Genomic DNA, 17,034 nt, shown 5'->3' with positions numbered 1-17,034 from the left:
TGAACATGACCACATCTCTGATTGCCCAGCTGGGCGAAGAGCTGCATCAGGCACTGAAAGGCGCCCACACCCTGCCGCCCCTGGTAGAACGCCACGATGGCCTGACCATTGATGATGCCTACCATATCTCGCTGCACACGCTGAAACTGCGTGAAGCCGATGGCGAGCGGGTGATCGGCAAGAAGATCGGCGTTACCTCAAAGCCGGTGCAGGAGATGCTCAACGTGCATCAGCCGGATTTCGGTTTTCTCACCGACCGCATGCACTTTGCCGATGGCGCTGAAGTGAGCTTGGCCAAGGCCGGTCTGATCCAGCCCCGTGCCGAGGGCGAGATTGCCTTCTGCCTGAAAGCGGATCTGGTCGGCCCCGGCGTCACCGCCGCGGACGTATTGGCCGCCACCGAGTGGGTCGCGCCCTGCTTCGAGATCGTGGACTCGCGCATCGACGACTGGCGCATCAGCATCGTCGATACCGTGGCCGACAACGCCTCCTGCGGTGTCTTCGTCATCGGCGAGACGCACACCGATCCAAGCACTCTGGATCTCGCCGCCGTGGCCATGCAGATCGAGAAAAATGGTGAACCGGCAGGCTCCGGCCTGGGCTCCGCCGTACAGGGGCACCCGGCCGAAGCGGTGGCTTGGCTGGCCAACACCCTGGGCGAGTACGGCATTCCCTTCCGCAAGGGCGAGATCATTCTGTCCGGCGCACTGGCACCCTTGATACCGGCAGCCGCCGGCGATCACTTCAGCCTGACCGCCAAAGGGCTGGGAAGCTGCTCGATCCGTTTTGCGCCCTGACTCACTACCGAATACGACTAGCTGGAATCAAACCATGTCCAAAAAACTCAAAGCCGTCATCATTGGCCCGGGTAATATCGGCACTGATTTGCTGATGAAAATGAAGCGTTCCGAGTGGATCGAGCCGGTTTGGATGGTGGGCATCGACCCTGAGTCCGAAGGCCTCAAACGCGCCGCCGAAATGGGCATCAAAACCTGCGCCACCGGCGTGGACGGTATCCTGCCGCACATCATTGAAGACGATATCCGTGTCGCCTTCGACGCCACCTCCGCCTACGTTCACGCGGAGAACAGCCGCAAGCTGAACGAACTGGGCGTGATCATGGTTGACCTGACCCCCGCCGCCATCGGCCCGTTCTGCATCCCGCCGGTCAATCTGACCGACCATGCCAAGAACCTGGAGATGAACGTCAACATGGTCACCTGCGGTGGCCAGGCCACCATCCCGATGGTCGCTGCCGTCAGCCGTGTGCAGTCGGTTGAATACGGCGAGATCATCGCCACCGTCTCCTCCCGTTCCGTAGGCCCGGGCACCCGTCAGAACATCGACGAGTTCACCCGCACCACGGCCGGTGCCGTTGAAAAGGTCGGCGGCGCCAAAGAGGGCAAGGCGATCATCATCATCAACCCGGCCGAGCCACCGCTGATGATGCGTGACACCATCCACTGCCTCACCGAGAGCGAGCCGGATCAGGCCGCCATCACCGAGTCCGTCCACGCCATGGTGAAAGAGGTACAGAAGTACGTACCGGGTTACACCCTGGTCAACGGCCCCGTGTTTGATGGCAACAAGGTCTCCTGCTTCATGCAGGTGGAAGGGCTGGGCGACTTCCTGCCCAAGTACGCCGGCAACCTGGACATCATGACGGCTGCTGGTCTGCGCACCGCCGAGATGTTTGCTGAAGAAGCGGCCAACGGCACCATCACACTGCCGGCACGCGGCTAAGGGGAGAACAGAACATGAACCTGAACGGCAAAAAAGTAACCCTGCACGACATGAGCCTGCGCGATGGCATGCATGCCAAGCGCCACCAGATCAGCCTGGACGAAATGGTCAGCATCGCCTCGGCGATGGACGAAGCGGGCATGCCGCTGATCGAAGTCACCCACGGTGATGGCCTCGGCGGTCGCTCACTGAACTACGGCTTCCCGGCCCACAGCGACGAGGAATACCTCAGCGCCGTCGTACCCAAGATGAAAAACGCCAAAATCTCCGCGCTGTTGCTGCCGGGGATCGGTACCGTTGACCACCTGAAAATGGCCCGGGACTGCGGCGTCTCCACCATCCGTGTGGCCACCCACTGCACCGAAGCGGACGTATCCGAACAGCACATCGGCATGGCCGCCAAAATGGAAATGGACACCGTTGGCTTCCTGATGATGGCGCACATGGTCAGCCCGGAGAAGATCCTGGAACAGGCCAAACTGATGGTCAGCTACGGCGCCAACTGCATCTACGCCACCGACTCCGCCGGCTACATGCTGCCGGATGACGTCACCGCCCGCATCGGCCTGCTGCGTGCAGAACTGCCGAAAGAGGTCGAAGTCGGCTTCCACGGTCACCACAACATGGGCATGGCGATCGCCAACTCCCTGGCCGCGATCGAAGCCGGTGCCTCACGCATCGACGGCTCCGTAGCGGGTCTGGGTGCCGGTGCTGGTAACACCCCGCTGGAAGTGTTCTGCGCCGTGCTGGACCGCATGGGCGTCGAGACCGGCGTTGATCTGTACAAGATCATGGACGTAGCTGAAGACCTGATCGTGCCGATCATGGACCAGCCGATCCGTGTCGATCGCAACGCCCTGACACTGGGCTATGCCGGTGTGTACTCCTCGTTCCTGCTGTTCGCGGAACGTGCGGAGAAGAAATACGGCATCTCGGCGCGCGACATACTGGTCGAGCTGGGCCGTCGCGGCACCGTAGGCGGGCAGGAAGACATGATTGAAGACCTGGCACTGACCATGGCGAAAGAGAAGGGGTTGATCTGACTCAACCAGCAAGGAGCCTGCCAATGACGACGCTTGCCCCCACCGCGATCGCCCCCGTCTGGCGTCGACATGGCCTGCTTTTTTTGCTGGCCTTGCTCTACACCAATACATTCGTGGGGCGCCAGATAATGGCGGTCATGATTGAACCGATCAAGCAGGAGTTCGATGCCAGTGACACCGCCATGGGGCTGGTATCAGGACTTGCCTTTGCCGGGGTCTATGCATTTTTCGGACTCGGAGCCGGGCGCCTTGCCGACCGGTTTCCACGCACCCGTGTGTTGGCGGCCAGCGCATTGATCTGGAGCGCAACAACCATTCTGTGTGGCTTCGCAACCGGGTTTGCCGTACTCGTCATGGCCAGGATGCTGGTGGCTGTCGGTGAATCTGCCGTTACACCCAGCTCAATATCGATGATCGCTGACCTCTATCCCGCGAACAGGCGTGCATTTGCAATCAGTTGCTTCAGCACAGCACCGACACTCGCGGTTATTATTGCCATGAGTGTCGGTGCCTGGTTGGTTGAGCTGTATGGCTGGCGCACCGGCTTTATCGTGGTAGCCATTCCAACCAGCCTAATCGCACTGGTTATCTTCATGGCGCGTGATCCTGCACGGGGTGCATGGGACCTTCATCAGGCAGATACACCTCCCTTGTCGTTGGTTGCAACACTGCGGTCACTGTGGGCCTTGAAGCCCTATCGTTACCTGATTCTGGCCGCCGGCATGAGTACCCTGGGTGCCAATGCCTATGGCATGTGGAATGCCACTTTTCTGGTTCGATCTCATGGCCTTGACCTTCAACAGGCCGGAATACTGGCCGGTTTTGTCGGCGGTGGCTCGGCTGCCCTGGGAATGCTGGCCAGTGGATGGATGACCGACCGTCTGCTCAGCGCACACCCACGCTGGCAACTGCTTATCCCACAAACCGGCCATGCCATCGGAATTGTGGCGATGGCAACCTATCTGCTCTGGCCTGCTGACAGTACGATGACGTTGTTTGGCAATCCAGTGCCAACGGCCATGATCTGGTGTGCCTTGAACGGTTTTTTTTCCGTCTGGTGGGTAGGCCCCTGCTTCAGCATGATTACCCGTCTGGTCTCGCCAGACAGCCGAGCTGTCGCCATGGCTTGCCAGACCGTATTGGTTACACTTCTAGGCGTTGGTATTGGCCCACTGTCGGTAGGCGCTTTCAGTGATCTAATGACCCCTCTCCTCGCCACAGAGTCGCTGCGATACTCCCTGTTGCTGGGCTGTATCAGTACCACTGCCGCCATAATGTGCTTACAGGGAGTGTCCAGGGCTCAACAGCAAAACCCTTGATGCCGAGAGCGCCCATAGTCTGAACGGACGAAGCTGCGGCGAGACTGTGACTTGCATAGTTGAATATAAAACCGATAACAACGAGGTAAAACCCATGTCCATTATCGCCGTCACCGGTGCCGCATCCGGCATCGGAGCAGCCGTTTGCAACCACCTTGAAGCTGCAGGCCACACACTGATCCGCGTTGATCGCGCCAATGCCGATGTAAACGCCGATCTTTCTACATCCGACGGCCGTCGTGCTGCGGTCGAACAAACATTGGCCGCCTGCAACAATCAGCTGGATGCCGTGGTCGCCTGTGCAGGCGTCGGTGTTACCGCGCCCAGCATCAGCCTGATTGTGGGCGTCAACTATTTCGGTGTAACCGAATACATCGATGGCCTTGAAGAGGCTTTGGCTGCCAGCGGCAAGGGTAAAGCGGTCATCATCGGCTCGGTTGCCGGCAGCCATCAGGTTGAGGCTCCGCACGCCATGGCCGATGCCATGCTGAACAATGATGAAGCCGAGGCATGCCGTATCGCGGAGGCAAGTCAGGAGCCGCACACAACCTATGCCGCTTCAAAGTATGCAGTCACGGTATATGGCCGCCGCAAATCCATCGCCTGGGGCAAACGGGGCATGCGCCTTAATATCATTGCCCCCGGTGCCGTTGAAACCCCGCTGCATCAGGCATCAAAGGACGACCCCCGTTTTGGCGAGGCCGTGAAAAACTTCGTCGCCCCCATGGGCCGTTCGGGCGTACCCGATGAAATCGCCGATGGCGTGGATTTTCTGCTGTCTGATCATTCCGCCTTTGTGAATGGATCGGTACTGTTTATCGATGGCGGCATGGATGCCATGGTGCGCAGTACCCGGTTTTAACTCGATTCCCATATGTGGAGACACAGATGACGACCCCGACCAACCTGACGCAAAAAATCGGCCTGTGCTCCACTGCTCTGGCCCTGTTCCTGACAGGCCAGACCTGGGCTGCAGTGTGTGCACCAATGGATCGAGGGCAAACCTTTTTGTCTTCGCAGGAATCCAGCTTTGACCAACAGGGCTGGATGAAGGGGAGCCCTCCCCCCGCCGAGAAAACCCTACGTCTGGCGGATGGCTCCTTCTGGAGTTTCCCGGCACTGCGTTACAGTGTTGCCCATATGAGCGAGTTTCTGCCGACCACGCTGGTCAATCGCCGCAACACGGCTTCCACTCCTCTCGAGTACGCCGCAGGTGCTCCGATTGAATCAATCACCTTTACGCCCTGGGGATATGAAAAGCCCATTCCATGGAGCGTAGGCCTGCTCGAAACCTATACGGACGGTATTCTTGTCCTGCACAAGGGCAAGGTAATTTATGAGCGCTACCTGGGAGGATTCAAGGACTACCACCGACACGCACTGATGTCGGTAACCAAATCCATCACCGGCACGCTGGCACTGGATCTGGTGCACAAAGGATTGCTGGACGAGTCGAAACCGGTCAGCTATTACATCCCCGAGCTGACCGACTCAGGCTTTGGCGATGCCAAGGTGCGAGATGTACTTAACATGACCACCGGCATTGATTTTGACGAGGACTATACCGACCCTGAGTCCGAGATATGGACCTTTTCAGCCGCAGGCAACCCTCTACCCAAACCCGCCGGATACACGGGACCGACCGGATATTACGAGTACCTCCCCAGTGTGAAAAAAAGCGGCGAGCATGGCCAGGCGTTTGGCTACAAAACAGCCAACACCGAAGTGGCCGGCTGGCTGGTTGCCCGTGTGACCGGCATGTCAGTCGCTGATTATCTTGAAGAGCAGGTGTGGAGCAAGCTGGGTGTCGAACGTGATGCCTTCTTCCAGGTGGATGAAAAAGGCACGCCCTTTGCCGGGGGCGGACTCAACATGAGCTTGCGTGATCTGGCCCGTTTTGGTGAGATGCTGCGCAATGCAGGCACTCATAACGGGCAGCAAATTCTGCATCAGGATATTCTGAAAGACATTATGGCCGGTGCTGAACACCCCGTCTTCACTCAGCCACAGCATGAGGATATGGAGGGCTGGTCATACCGTTCCATGTGGTGGGTAACCGGTAAACCCGGTGGTGCCTTTATGGCCAGAGGCGTTCACGGCCAGAACCTGTATATAGATCCGGAAAATGAGCTTGTGATCGCACGCTTTGCTTCGCACCCGATTGCGGCAAACAGTGCCAATGACTGTTTTACGCTGCCGGCCTATGATGAGTTGGTCGAGTTCATTAAAGACACACAACCGTAACCTGATATCCATCACTGGACAGGCGGGATATCTTCCCTCTTGTCCACCGTCACCCCTTTCACCTGCCCCACGCGCCAGGACCAGAATACCGACTGAAAGTACTAATACGGCCAGGAAGCTATACTCTGCAAACCCACTTCAGCAGCCTGCCTCTCATTTACGAACGGGTTCTACGCCAATTCCAAACAACTGATGGCCGTAATCGACTGTATTAATCGCAGTGGCTGAGGACAAATTTTTTAGCCAGACAGGGCACCACAAAGACCTAGTCATTAAACGGGAACATCTTTCACCAATTGACCTGCCGCCAACATTTAATCCAACCGGCTTTTAGTAATAATGAATCCATGACAAAGTCCATTGACCAGCTCTGGTTGGGTCGATCGGGCAGTGTCAGTAGGTGACGTTCCAGCATGATGTCTCTGAGGCGTTTACGCTTGCGAACGGCTAACTCAGCCTGCCGGTATAACCGATAGACCTTCTTATGGTTCACTTCGGTACCTTCCCGACGTAAGAGCCGATGGACACGCCGATAGCCAAATCGGCGTCGCTCCAACGCGAGCTCACGGATTTGTTCGACTAACACATCATTCTCGACGGAGCACCGAGGTTCATCGCGCTGTGTGGTGCGGCATAACCCGACGAGTGAACAGACCCTGCGTCCGATATTGCTGTTTCAGATCGCATCGTGCGCACGGCCTCGCGCTTGTTCCCGACGGTTAATACTTTCGGTTCAGCGCCGCCCTCAAGGCCTCGGTATCTAGCATCTACTTCGCCAGAAGCTTCTTCAGTCGAGCATTCTCATCTTCTAGCGCCTTCAGCCGGCGGGCTTTTCATGTTCATCTTCCTTCTCTGTGATGAACATTACTAAGAGCTTGCTGGATTAGAAAGTGGGGAGCAGGTCACACGGAGTCCGCAAGTGGGAAGCGCTTGATATCTTGCCGCTTCATCTCAACCTCTTTGTACAAACCTAACTGGATAGTACAAGGCTTTGTACAAAGGTGACAAGCATAAGTGGGGTTAAGCTGGTGCTAACAGGTGACTCTAAAAACAGAAAACCCCGTAAAAACGGGGCCTTAAGATGTAATTACGGATTCATAATTACTGTGTTTGGTGCGGACGGAGAGACTCGAACTCTCACACCTTGCGGCACTGGAACCTAAATCCAGCGTGTCTACCAATTCCACCACGTCCGCCAGCTTTTCAGCCAGCGGCTGAAGCTTCCAAGGTAATGGGGTGGACGATGGGGCTCGAACCCACGACCACCGGAATCACAATCCGGGGCTCTACCAACTGAGCTACGCCCACCATAACCTTGTATACTCAACCTTTTAGACGACCTTAACCAGCATGCTGGCGCGCCCGGCAGGGCTCGAACCTGCAACCTACGGCTTAGAAGGCCGTTGCTCTATCCGATTGAGCTACGAGCGCATAATACGCCGCCTCGTCTTGAGTATCTACCCCGTCTCGAGGAGGTGCGTATCCTAAGGCAGTACCTCGGTAAGGTCAACACCCGGAATCAATATTTTTCAGCAGAAACAACACTCTGTATCAGTACCACCAAAAGAAAAGTGCATTGGCCCTGCAAGCCCAAAGATGAGAAAATCAGCTTCATTGTTCATTTCCTACTTATATATGCAGCTTAAAGGAACATTCCCCAGCCATGAGCGCCCGCATTATTGATGGCAAGCAAATCGCCGCCGAGGTCAGACAGAAAGTACGCGCAGGTATTCAGGCCCGCTTGGAACAGGGTAAACGCGCACCCTGCCTCGCCGTGATTCTGGTCGGCAGCGACCCCGCTTCCCAGGTTTACGTTCGCAATAAGAAAAATGCCTGCGAAGAGGTCGGCATTACCTCACGCGCCTATGATCTGCCGGCTGAAACCGGTCGTGAAGAGCTGCTGGAGCTTATTAGCACACTCAACGATGACAAAAATGTGGACGGCATTCTGGTCCAGTTGCCTCTGCCGCGTCATCTTGATGCCACCGAAGTTTTGGAGCAGATTCGCCCGGACAAGGACGTGGACGGCTTCCATGCCTTCAACCTTGGTCGCCTGGCTCAGCGTATGCCGGTTCTTCGCCCCTGTACTCCCAAAGGCGTTATGACACTACTGGAGTCCACCGGCATCGACTTGCATGGCCAGGAAGCCGTCATCGTCGGCGCCTCCAATATTGTTGGCCGCCCAATGACGCTTGAGTTGCTACTTGCAGGCTGTACCACTACAACCACGCACCGCTTTACCCGCGACCTTGAAGCCCATGTCCGCCGCGCCGATATTGTTGTGGTTGGCGTTGGCATCCCCGGACTCGTGAAGGGCGAATGGATCAAACCCGGCGCGGTTGTGATCGATGTCGGCATTAACCGGCTGGATGACGGCCGCCTGGTTGGAGACGTTGAATTCGCACCCGCTGCCGAACGTGCAGGCTGGATCACTCCTGTGCCAGGTGGTGTAGGACCAATGACCGTTGCCAGTCTTATGGAAAATACGCTCGAAGCATCTGCCATGCTCGAAGGCTAGTGGAGGCGGGTGTCGATCACGGATAATATCGACACCCAAAAACACCTGTTTTAACAGCGAAAATCTGCTAGTTTTATCAACAGGCGTTGCAGGAATATTGCAGGATGCAAATGGACAAGGACACCCTCCCCGAGCAAAACAAAACTCCCTTTCATTACCGGCTGCGCCAGCTCGGCCTCCCGGTTGCGATTTTCATCGTCGGCACAGTGCTGAGCATTAGCTTGGCCAAACACGAGGCAAATCGACAGCGACTGGAACTGGAAGACCGTTTCAAGGCAACCGTGCAGCAAACCACCCGCGTGCTACAGGAAAAGGTTGATCGTTTTACGCTGTTGATGAAAGCGGGCCGCGGACTGGTGCTGAACCATCCTGACGCCCCCACCCTGCAGCTGAATCGACGCTGGCACCAGATGTTTGACTCCTACGAGATGCGATACTCCGATTTCGGAATCATTGGGCTCTCCTACACTCGCTACCTTGCACCAGACGAACGCCAGGCTTTTGTTGATCGTTTCAATCAAGAAAGTCCGCGCAAATTGACAATCTTTCCACCGCCTGCCCCCAACCAGCCCAGCTTTCTGGTCATGCACTTGACGCCGGCTGCCGTGGAAAGCCGCATGCTTGGATATGATATCTATAATGGTGATTCACGACGCAAAGCCGCTTTACAGGCTATGACCAGCGGTACAATGAGCGCTACCCAGCCCCTGTCATTGCTGCCAACCGATATCAACTCTCTGGATTACCTTCTACTACTGCCTGTGCAGACCAATGCAGCTTTTCTGGGCTGGGTAACACTCGGTTTCAGCATGAGTCAGCTAGTGCAGGAAAGCCTGAACGACCTGACCAACCCACTGCGCATTCAGCTGATAGATCCTCGACAAGGCAGTCAGTCAATCAGCTATGACTCCCACCCTGAACTGGGTCAGCCCGAACCAAGTTTGCAACACGCCGCAAGCCTGACACTGGCGGGACAGGAGATCCACCTTCAGATCAGCCCCCTCGACCCCGACCTGCACCGAGAGGCATCCAGCCAGTACCACGGCCCAACGCTGATATCAGGCTTGTCATTGACCCTTTTAGTCGCCTCATTGCTGCTGTTTTTTATTCAGGCACGGCATCAGGCACTGCGCCTGAGCAACCACATGGCCGCCCGCGCAGACGAGATGTATAAGCGCTACAGAACACTATTCACACAATCGCCCGAAGCAATCGTGGTACATGTCAACGGAGTTGTTGAGCTGGCCAACGAGCATGCCGCTGCTCTGTTCGGCTGCAACTCACCGGATAAATTAGTACAACTCAGTATCGATACCTTGGTACACCCCGACAGCCTGAGTTTTGTTCGTGATCGTGGTGCCGCACTGGAGCGTGGCGAAGCCCTGAAACCCGCTGAACAAAAACTGATGCGGCTGGACGGCTCCACTTTTGAAGCCGAGGTCTCGAGTACAATGATCCAGTATCGCGGCAAACAGGCCATTCAGGTGATGTTTCGTGACATAACTTCGGATAAGGCGCAGCGTCAGGAGTCACGAATTGCCCAAGCGGTATTTCGTCACAGTCATGACGCCATCATGGTCACGGACGGGCGCGGCAGAATCGAGCTGGTAAATGCAGCCTTCCAAAAGCTGACGGGGTACGCTCCGGCTGCCATGACAGGTCGCAACGTTTCAGTACTCAATTCCGGCCACCACGACAGCTCGTTTTTCCATCGCATGTGGATGGCCTTGATCAATACTGGCGAATGGAGCGGTGATATTGTCAATCGCACCCGCGAAGGACGACTCTATATCCAGGAGACCAACATTACCGCTGTAAAGGACGAACAACAGCAAACCCAGCATTATGTTTGCTTGATGCGAGATGTAACTGAACAAAGACGTGGCCTTGATTACACCCAGCTGCAGGCGCTAAAGGAACAACTGGCTCAGACACACGGCCTAAGCCAGTAAGGAAGGGATGGCAGGCAGCCCCCCCCCCCCCCAGGAACCTCAACTGCCTGCCAACAATCAGCCTTCGCGATACCAGCTTGTGCCGTCACGACTGTCTTTCAGGACAACACCCTTCTCAGCCAGCAGATCCCGGATACGATCGCTTTCGGCAAAATCCTTGTCCTTGCGCGCTTGAGCTCGCTGCTCGATAAAGGCTTCAATCTCTTCCGCCGACAGATCACCCTCACCTGCTTCCCCCTGCAGAAACTGATCCGGCTCCTGTTGCAACAGACCGATCATACCGGCCAATTGCTTCAACTGAGCAGCCAGCTGGGGCGCTACAGGATCATTATCACGCGCAGCCTTGTTCAGTTCGCTGGCAATTTCAAACAGCACCGCCAATGCGCGCGGGGTATTGAAATCATCATCCATGGCTTCAACAAAGCGCTGCTCATAATCATTCTGCAGCGTCATCTCCTGCGCCAGCTCAGGCACCGCCTTCAGTGCCTGATAGAAACGTTCAAGCGCACTGTGCGCCTCCCGCAACCCATCTTCCGAGTAATCGATATAGCTGCGGTAGTGCACACTTGAGAGGAAGTAGCGAACCACTTCAGGATTGTAGTGCTTGAGCACCTCACGAATGGTGAAGAAGTTGCCCAGCGACTTGGACATCTTCTCCTGCCCCATGCGAACAGGCCCTGCGTGCATCCAATAATTGACGTAGGTGCAGCCATTGGCCGCCTCAGACTGAGCGATTTCATTTTCGTGATGCGGAAACGGCAGATCTGGGCCGCCACCGTGAATATCAAAGGTCTTGCCCAAGCAGCATTTGGACATGGCCGAACACTCAATGTGCCAGCCGGGGCGGCCCTGACCCCAGGGGGAAGACCAGCTAACTTCACCAGGCTTGGCTGCCTTCCACAGGACGAAATCAAGTGGGCTTTCCTTGGCTTCTTCCACCTCCACACGGGCACCCGAGCGCAGGTCTTCCAATACCTTATTGGTCAGACGGCCGTAGGTTTCAAACCGCTCGACCCGATAGTAGACATCGCCATTGGCTGCCGCATAGGCATAGCCCTTCTCGATCAGGGTCGACACCATATCGATAATATCGCCGATATGCGCCGTGGCACGGGGCTCCTGATCGGGACGCAACACAAACAGCCGCGCCTCGTCCTCATGCATCGCCGCAATCATGCGTTCGGTCAACGCATCAACAGACTCACTGTTCTCAGCTGCACGGCGGATGATTTTGTCATCCACGTCGGTGATATTGCGCACATAGGTCACGTCCCAGCCACGGGCACGCAGATAACGCGTAATCAGGTCGAAGGCAACCATTACCCGAGCATGACCGATATGACAGTAGTCGTACACGGTCACACCGCACACATACATGCGGACCTTGCCGGGCTCAATAGGAGTAAAGGCTGTCTTGCTGTTGGTCAGAGTGTTATAGATTTGAAGCATTACTATCCGCCAGACCTGAAATGAGTTGAAAGCGCAAAAACGGGATTATAGCGTGAAAGCGGCCTGTGATCATGGCAATGATACGGTACCCAACCAGGCCTGACCCAGCAGGCTGCTCTCACGGGTCAGGAGAAGGCCATCTTGGGTCCAGACAACAGCCTCCCATTGCCCTGCAGGTGTAAGACTGTGATATTGAGCCCCCTCCCAGTCCGGAAGGTTATCTTTGACAGGCACCGTCCAGACAAAGGCTCGCGAACTGATTCGCCCCTTGGTATAGCCCAGCAACACCAGGCGCTGCCGCCGGGGATCGTAGTCCGCAGCCGTAATCAAACCACCGACCGGGTAACGCCCCACGGGTTCAACGACCTGGCGTGACACCCCTGCCGGATCGACCTGATATACTCGGGTATGCTGATCCTGCCAGTTCTTGCTGAACACCCATACCTTGCCGTTGACCACGGCGGCGGCTTCACAGTCGTTGTTATGAGCATAGGCACCCGCTGACTTGCCGGCATCGGCAAAGCGGAATTCCAGCAGCCGCGAGGGAACTTCGTTACCAGCCGAGGCCTGCAGCAGTGACTGCCAACGTATCGAGTAGATCTGCATCCACTCCCGCCGCCCCAGATTGTTACCGCAATCCAGCACATGTAGCCAATCGGCATCATACGCCATCTCTTCCCAGTCAAAGTTCAGTGCATCCCGTACACGCAGGGTTGAAAGCACTTCACCAGACATCGGGTTAAGGCGGTACAGTTGGGGTTTATCACCACTGTCATTATGGGTCCATAGCTGACCCTGATGCCGAGAGAGACCCGATGACTCTATCACCTCCAACGGCAACACGGCTCGCCGCTCTACCGTCAGTGAATCGATCGGCCCCGCAACAGGGTGACTGGCACAGCTGGTCAGCAACACTACACTGAGCAGTGCTGCCAACGAGCCGACACGCATCCTTGCCTGCATAATCACATCACTTCGCCTGAATTTTGGCCCAGGAGTCTCGCAAGGTGACCGTGCGGTTGAAGATCAGATGCTGTTCACTGGAGTCAGGATCAACGCAGAAATAGCCATTACGTTCGAACTGGTAGCGACTTTCAGCCACTGCATGTTTGAGTCCGATCTCAGCACGAGCATTGACCATAACCTTGAGCGACTCGGGATTGAGGAACTCATGGAAGTCACGATTCTTGTCCGCATCGGGGTTGGCCTCGGTGAACAGGCGGTCATACAGACGCACCTCACACGCTACAGAGTTATCAGCCGACACCCAGTGAATCACGCCATTAGGCTTGTAACCAGTAGGGTTTTCACCCTTGGTAGCCGCATCATAGCTGCAGATCAGCTCTACCACTTCACCCTGCTCGTTCTTGATCACCTCGTTACAGGTAATCACATAGGCCCCACGCAGGCGCACGGCATCACCCGGCGCAAGACGCTTCCACTTTTTCGGTTTTTCCTCAGCAAAGTCTTCACGCTCAATCAGCAGATTGCGGGTAAACGGCACCTTGCGCAGCCCCATGGACTCATCCTTGGGATGCGCCGGCAATTCAAACCACTCCTGCTCACCCTCGGCAAGATTGCTGATGGTAACCTTTATCGGATCGATAACGCACATGGCCCGGGGCGCATTGGCATCCAGATCGTCACGGATAGCCGCTTCCAGCATTCCCATATCAACCGTGCCGTTGGAACGCGTTACACCGATCATGTCGCAGAAATTGCGGATTGAAGCCGGTGTACAGCCACGGCGACGCATACCGGAGATGGTCGGCATACGCGGGTCGTTCCAGCCATTAACGTGCCCTTCGTCAACCAGCAGCTTAAGCTTGCGCTTGCTGGTGATGGTGTAGTTCAGGTTGAGACGGGCAAATTCATACTGACGCGGCTTGACCGGGACCGGCAGATTCTCAATGAACCAGTCATACAGTGGGCGATGATCTTCAAATTCCAGTGTGCAGATGGAATGCGTAACGCCTTCAATCGCATCGGACTGACCGTGAGCGAAGTCATAGGAGGGGTAGATACACCACTTGTCACCGGACTGATGATGATGAGCGTGGCGAACGCGGTAGATCACCGGGTCGCGCATGTTCATATTGGGTGCAGCCATATCGATTTTGGCACGCAGGGCACACTCACCCTCCGAGAAATCACCGTTGCGCATCTTTTCGAACAGGGCCAGGTTCTCTTCTATGCTGCGCTCACGGTAGGGACTGTTTTTGCCAGGCTCAGTCAAGGTGCCACGGAACTCACGCATTTCATGGGCGCTAAGGCTGTCCACATAGGCCTTGCCTTCATTGATCAAATGGATCGCCCAAGCATACAGCTGCTCGAAATAGTCAGAGGTGTAACGCACCTCACCGCTCCATTCAAACCCGAGCCAGCGCACATCTTCGATAATGGAATCGATGTACTCCTGACTTTCCTTCTCGGGATTGGTGTCGTCGAAACGCAGCTGGCACTGACCATTGAAGCGCAGTGCCGTGCCAAAGTTCAGGCAGATCGACTTGGCATGACCAATGTGAAGATAGCCATTGGGCTCAGGCGGGAATCGAGTCACCACTTGCCCATCGTTCAGGCCTTTGCTGAGATCATCTTCAATAATTTGGTGGATAAAGTTATTCGGCTTGGGACTGTCGTTTCTGGTCATATCCATGTCTTGTCGAAGCTGAAAAGGCCGGCCGATTGCCGGAACTGAAGCCGATCATTATAACCGCAGATCAGCCCTGCACGCACGCGGACACCGGCTCAAATCGCAGCCAGCGACATCATTGGATGCAGCGATGTAAGACTTGAGTATAATAGCTCTACACATAAGAGAAACAGGGAAACCGATATGATCATCCTGCAAACCAATTTCGGCGACATCACACTGGAACTGGACCACGAAAAAGCGCCGGAAACAGCAGCTAATTTCGAGCAGTATGTACGCGATGGCTTCTATGACGGCGTGATTTTTCACCGCGTAATTGACGGTTTCATGATCCAGGGTGGTGGCTTCGAGCCCGGCATGATCTCCAAAGAGACCCGCGAACCGATCAAGAACGAAGCCGATAACGGCCTGTCCAACCAGACTGGCACTATCGCCATGGCCCGCACCATGGACCCGCACTCTGCATCAGCTCAGTTCTTCATTAACATCTCCGACAACACCTTTCTCGACCACACAGCCAAAACCACCGAGGGCTGGGGTTACGCCGTATTCGGCAAGGTTGTCGATGGCATGGATGTGGTCAACAAGATCAAGGCAGTCAACACTACCATGCGCGCCGGACACCAGGACGTTCCGGTTGAAGACGTGGTCATTGAGTCAGCCAGCATCAAACAAGCGGAAGAGTAATGCGACGGCTGTTTATCGCCGACCTGCACCTGCACCACAAACGCCCGGACATTATCCGGGCGTTTGTGGTCCTGCTTGAGCAAAAGGCACCGCAGTTCGATGAGCTCTACCTGCTGGGCGATATATTTGAAGCCTGGGTGGGTGATGATGGTGCGCCGGAATATCTTGAGCCGGTTTACCATGCACTGCGCAACCTGGCTGCCCTGGGCACACGTATTCTGTTTCAGCACGGCAACCGAGACTTTCTGTTCGGCCAGGCAGCCGCTACACGCCTTGAGGTTACATTACTGCCTGAAGTGGTACGCCTTGAATCGGAACAGGGTCCTTTTCTGGTACTGCATGGCGACCAGCTGTGTACTGACGACCGTGACTATCAGCAGTTTCGCACCATGGTGCGTGACCCCAAGTGGCAACAGGCATTTCTCGCCAAACCTCTTGCCGAGCGTGAGGCGATAGCCCAGCAGCTGCGTGAGACCAGTCGCAGCGAAACAGCCAACAAGACCGAAACCATTACCGATGTGTCTTCCATTGCCGTTAGCGCGTTGATGCAGCATGAGCAGGTCGACCTGATCATTCACGGCCACACCCACCGCCCCGCCCTGCATCACCGGCAAAACGGTGATCGCGGCGAGCGCATTGTGCTGGGAGACTGGGACCGAGAGGGCTGGTACTTGGAGATGGACACACAGGGCATCCGCCTGTATGCCTTTACCTTACCCGTAGGTGAAAAGCTGCAGTCCGAACTCAGGCAGCAGCTGTAAGAGCCGCCGAAGGACGACCGCTGTGGAAGCGAAACTCGTCGTCCTCGGCCAGAATCAACTCGCACTCTATCTGACGAAAATACTCGATACGATCATCGATCGGCTCACCTGCATAGTCTCGTGCAAGCTGCAGATAATCCTGATAGTGACGCCCTTCGGACTTCAGCAGAGAACGGTAGAATTTTGCCAACTCATCATCCAGCGAAGGCGCCAAAGCAGCAAAACGCTCGCAGGAGCGAGCCTCGATAAACGCCCCAATAACCAATACATCAATCAACCGCCCCGGTTCTGACGTTCTAACACCGGTACGCAAACCGCCTGCATAGCGCGCAGGACTCATATGGTCATAACGATGACCCCGAGCCTCCATCAACGCCAATACCTGCTCAAAATGGATCAGCTCTTCCCGTGCCAGCCGTGACATCTTGTTCAGCAGATCAGAGCGATCCACGTAACGGAACATCAATGTCATTGCAGTAGAAGCGGCTTTTTTCTCGCAATGAGCGTGATCGGTGAGCAGAATCAGCTGGGATTCGGGCTTCGCAGCCAGTTCAAGCCACTCCTGCGGAGTTTCACAGCCAAGAAAGTCTTTGATTTCGCTCAGGGCGTCCATCCAGCATTACCTGTTTCTGCAAATAAAAACGGGGCGCATTATAACAGCACCC

15 protein-coding genes and 3 tRNA genes are annotated in these 17,034 nt (G+C 55.9%); 10 read left to right on the top strand and 8 right to left on the bottom strand.

Annotation, left to right across the window (positions count from 1 at the left end):
• The first annotated feature begins 5 nt into the window (after positions 1 to 5).
• The 6 genes from ACAM29_RS04025 to ACAM29_RS04000 all read left to right on the top strand — a co-directional run bounded on the left by ACAM29_RS04025 (position 6) and on the right by ACAM29_RS04000 (position 6,349).
• The gene (locus ACAM29_RS04025; protein WP_369623264.1) at positions 6 to 797 is read left to right on the top strand and encodes a fumarylacetoacetate hydrolase family protein; all 792 of its coding nucleotides are present in this window, start codon (positions 6 to 8) and stop codon (positions 795 to 797) included.
• A gap of 34 nt (positions 798 to 831) precedes the next feature.
• Positions 832 to 1,743, top strand: coding sequence for an acetaldehyde dehydrogenase (acetylating) (locus ACAM29_RS04020; protein WP_369623263.1), 912 nt, complete (start codon positions 832 to 834; stop codon positions 1,741 to 1,743).
• Positions 1,744 to 1,757: 14 nt separating this feature from the next.
• Positions 1,758 to 2,786: a 4-hydroxy-2-oxovalerate aldolase gene (gene dmpG / locus ACAM29_RS04015; RefSeq protein ID WP_206840176.1), complete on the top strand. Its 1,029-nt coding sequence runs from the start codon at positions 1,758 to 1,760 to the stop codon at positions 2,784 to 2,786.
• Positions 2,787 to 2,809: 23 nt separating this feature from the next.
• Positions 2,810 to 4,105: an MFS transporter gene (locus ACAM29_RS04010; RefSeq protein WP_369623262.1), complete on the top strand. Its 1,296-nt coding sequence runs from the start codon at positions 2,810 to 2,812 to the stop codon at positions 4,103 to 4,105.
• A 94-nt stretch (positions 4,106 to 4,199) separates the two neighbouring features.
• Positions 4,200 to 4,967: an SDR family oxidoreductase gene (locus tag ACAM29_RS04005; protein ID WP_369623261.1), complete on the top strand. Its 768-nt coding sequence runs from the start codon at positions 4,200 to 4,202 to the stop codon at positions 4,965 to 4,967.
• Positions 4,968 to 4,993: 26 nt separating this feature from the next.
• Positions 4,994 to 6,349 carry a serine hydrolase domain-containing protein gene (locus tag ACAM29_RS04000; protein ID WP_369623260.1) on the top strand — a complete coding sequence of 452 codons (1,356 nt, stop codon included), beginning with the start codon at positions 4,994 to 4,996 and terminating at the stop codon, positions 6,347 to 6,349.
• Between the two features lie 289 nt (positions 6,350 to 6,638).
• On the opposite strand, the gene ACAM29_RS03995 is transcribed toward ACAM29_RS04000, so the two are convergent.
• The 4 genes from ACAM29_RS03995 to ACAM29_RS03980 all read right to left on the bottom strand — a co-directional run bounded on the left by ACAM29_RS03995 (position 6,639) and on the right by ACAM29_RS03980 (position 7,780).
• Complete coding sequence (locus ACAM29_RS03995; protein WP_369623259.1) at positions 6,639 to 6,935, bottom strand: IS3 family transposase; 297 nt, start codon at positions 6,933 to 6,935, stop codon at positions 6,639 to 6,641.
• 525 nt (positions 6,936 to 7,460) lie between these two features.
• Positions 7,461 to 7,545 (bottom strand) — tRNA-Leu (locus ACAM29_RS03990).
• Between the two features lie 36 nt (positions 7,546 to 7,581).
• A tRNA-His gene (locus tag ACAM29_RS03985) sits at positions 7,582 to 7,657 on the bottom strand.
• Between the two features lie 46 nt (positions 7,658 to 7,703).
• Positions 7,704 to 7,780: transfer RNA gene (locus ACAM29_RS03980), tRNA-Arg, on the bottom strand.
• 232 nt (positions 7,781 to 8,012) lie between these two features.
• On the opposite strand from ACAM29_RS03980, the gene folD reads away from it, so the two are divergent.
• The gene (folD, locus tag ACAM29_RS03975) at positions 8,013 to 8,867 is read left to right on the top strand and encodes a bifunctional methylenetetrahydrofolate dehydrogenase/methenyltetrahydrofolate cyclohydrolase FolD (protein ID WP_354406099.1); all 855 of its coding nucleotides are present in this window, start codon (positions 8,013 to 8,015) and stop codon (positions 8,865 to 8,867) included.
• 104 nt (positions 8,868 to 8,971) lie between these two features.
• Positions 8,972 to 10,819: a PAS domain S-box protein gene (locus ACAM29_RS03970; RefSeq protein ID WP_369623258.1), complete on the top strand. Its 1,848-nt coding sequence runs from the start codon at positions 8,972 to 8,974 to the stop codon at positions 10,817 to 10,819.
• 57 nt (positions 10,820 to 10,876) lie between these two features.
• On the opposite strand, the gene cysS is transcribed toward ACAM29_RS03970, so the two are convergent.
• From cysS to ACAM29_RS03955, 3 genes are all read right to left on the bottom strand, one after another.
• Complete coding sequence (cysS, locus tag ACAM29_RS03965) at positions 10,877 to 12,268, bottom strand: cysteine--tRNA ligase (RefSeq protein ID WP_091823032.1); 1,392 nt, start codon at positions 12,266 to 12,268, stop codon at positions 10,877 to 10,879.
• A gap of 69 nt (positions 12,269 to 12,337) precedes the next feature.
• Positions 12,338 to 13,231, bottom strand: a complete 894-nt coding sequence (locus tag ACAM29_RS03960; protein WP_369623257.1) for a hypothetical protein — start codon at positions 13,229 to 13,231, stop codon at positions 12,338 to 12,340.
• A 7-nt stretch (positions 13,232 to 13,238) separates the two neighbouring features.
• Positions 13,239 to 14,918 carry a glutamine--tRNA ligase/YqeY domain fusion protein gene (locus ACAM29_RS03955; RefSeq protein ID WP_369623256.1) on the bottom strand — a complete coding sequence of 560 codons (1,680 nt, stop codon included), beginning with the start codon at positions 14,916 to 14,918 and terminating at the stop codon, positions 13,239 to 13,241.
• A gap of 186 nt (positions 14,919 to 15,104) precedes the next feature.
• On the opposite strand from ACAM29_RS03955, the gene ACAM29_RS03950 reads away from it, so the two are divergent.
• On the top strand, positions 15,105 to 15,608 hold the full coding sequence (locus tag ACAM29_RS03950; protein WP_091823037.1) for a peptidylprolyl isomerase: 504 nt from the start codon (positions 15,105 to 15,107) through the stop codon (positions 15,606 to 15,608).
• Positions 15,608 to 16,369, top strand: coding sequence for a UDP-2,3-diacylglucosamine diphosphatase (locus ACAM29_RS03945; protein WP_369623255.1), 762 nt, complete (start codon positions 15,608 to 15,610; stop codon positions 16,367 to 16,369). The genes ACAM29_RS03950 and ACAM29_RS03945 overlap by 1 nt, the downstream gene beginning before the upstream one ends.
• On the opposite strand, the gene ACAM29_RS03940 is transcribed toward ACAM29_RS03945, so the two are convergent.
• On the bottom strand, positions 16,353 to 16,982 hold the full coding sequence (locus ACAM29_RS03940) for a tRNA-(ms[2]io[6]A)-hydroxylase (protein WP_369623254.1): 630 nt from the start codon (positions 16,980 to 16,982) through the stop codon (positions 16,353 to 16,355). The two genes, ACAM29_RS03945 and ACAM29_RS03940, sit on opposite strands and share 17 nt — an antisense overlap.
• Positions 16,983 to 17,034: the final 52 nt, after the last annotated feature.

Source organism: Marinobacterium sp. BA1, assembly GCF_041155135.1.
Lineage (GTDB): Bacteria > Pseudomonadota > Gammaproteobacteria > Pseudomonadales > Balneatricaceae > Marinobacterium > Marinobacterium iners.
This window is presented reverse-complemented; position numbering and strand designations above follow the sequence as displayed.

Bases quoted from the DNA above. Each gene is read 5' to 3' on its own strand.
- ACAM29_RS03955 (WP_369623256.1), bottom strand. From the start codon at position 14,918: ATGACCAGAAACGACAGTCCCAAGCCGAATAACTTTATCCACCAAATT.
- ACAM29_RS04000 (WP_369623260.1), top strand. From the start codon at position 4,994: ATGACGACCCCGACCAACCTGACGCAAAAAATCGGCCTGTGCTCCACT.
- ACAM29_RS03940 (WP_369623254.1), bottom strand. From the start codon at position 16,982: ATGGACGCCCTGAGCGAAATCAAAGACTTTCTTGGCTGTGAAACTCCG.
- dmpG (WP_206840176.1), top strand. From the start codon at position 1,758: ATGAACCTGAACGGCAAAAAAGTAACCCTGCACGACATGAGCCTGCGC.
- ACAM29_RS03970 (WP_369623258.1), top strand. From the start codon at position 8,972: ATGCAAATGGACAAGGACACCCTCCCCGAGCAAAACAAAACTCCCTTT.
- ACAM29_RS03960 (WP_369623257.1), bottom strand. From the start codon at position 13,231: ATGCAGGCAAGGATGCGTGTCGGCTCGTTGGCAGCACTGCTCAGTGTA.
- ACAM29_RS04010 (WP_369623262.1), top strand. From the start codon at position 2,810: ATGACGACGCTTGCCCCCACCGCGATCGCCCCCGTCTGGCGTCGACAT.
- ACAM29_RS04020 (WP_369623263.1), top strand. From the start codon at position 832: ATGTCCAAAAAACTCAAAGCCGTCATCATTGGCCCGGGTAATATCGGC.
- ACAM29_RS04005 (WP_369623261.1), top strand. From the start codon at position 4,200: ATGTCCATTATCGCCGTCACCGGTGCCGCATCCGGCATCGGAGCAGCC.
- folD (WP_354406099.1), top strand. From the start codon at position 8,013: ATGAGCGCCCGCATTATTGATGGCAAGCAAATCGCCGCCGAGGTCAGA.
- ACAM29_RS03945 (WP_369623255.1), top strand. From the start codon at position 15,608: ATGCGACGGCTGTTTATCGCCGACCTGCACCTGCACCACAAACGCCCG.
- ACAM29_RS04025 (WP_369623264.1), top strand. From the start codon at position 6: ATGACCACATCTCTGATTGCCCAGCTGGGCGAAGAGCTGCATCAGGCA.
- cysS (WP_091823032.1), bottom strand. From the start codon at position 12,268: ATGCTTCAAATCTATAACACTCTGACCAACAGCAAGACAGCCTTTACT.
- ACAM29_RS03950 (WP_091823037.1), top strand. From the start codon at position 15,105: ATGATCATCCTGCAAACCAATTTCGGCGACATCACACTGGAACTGGAC.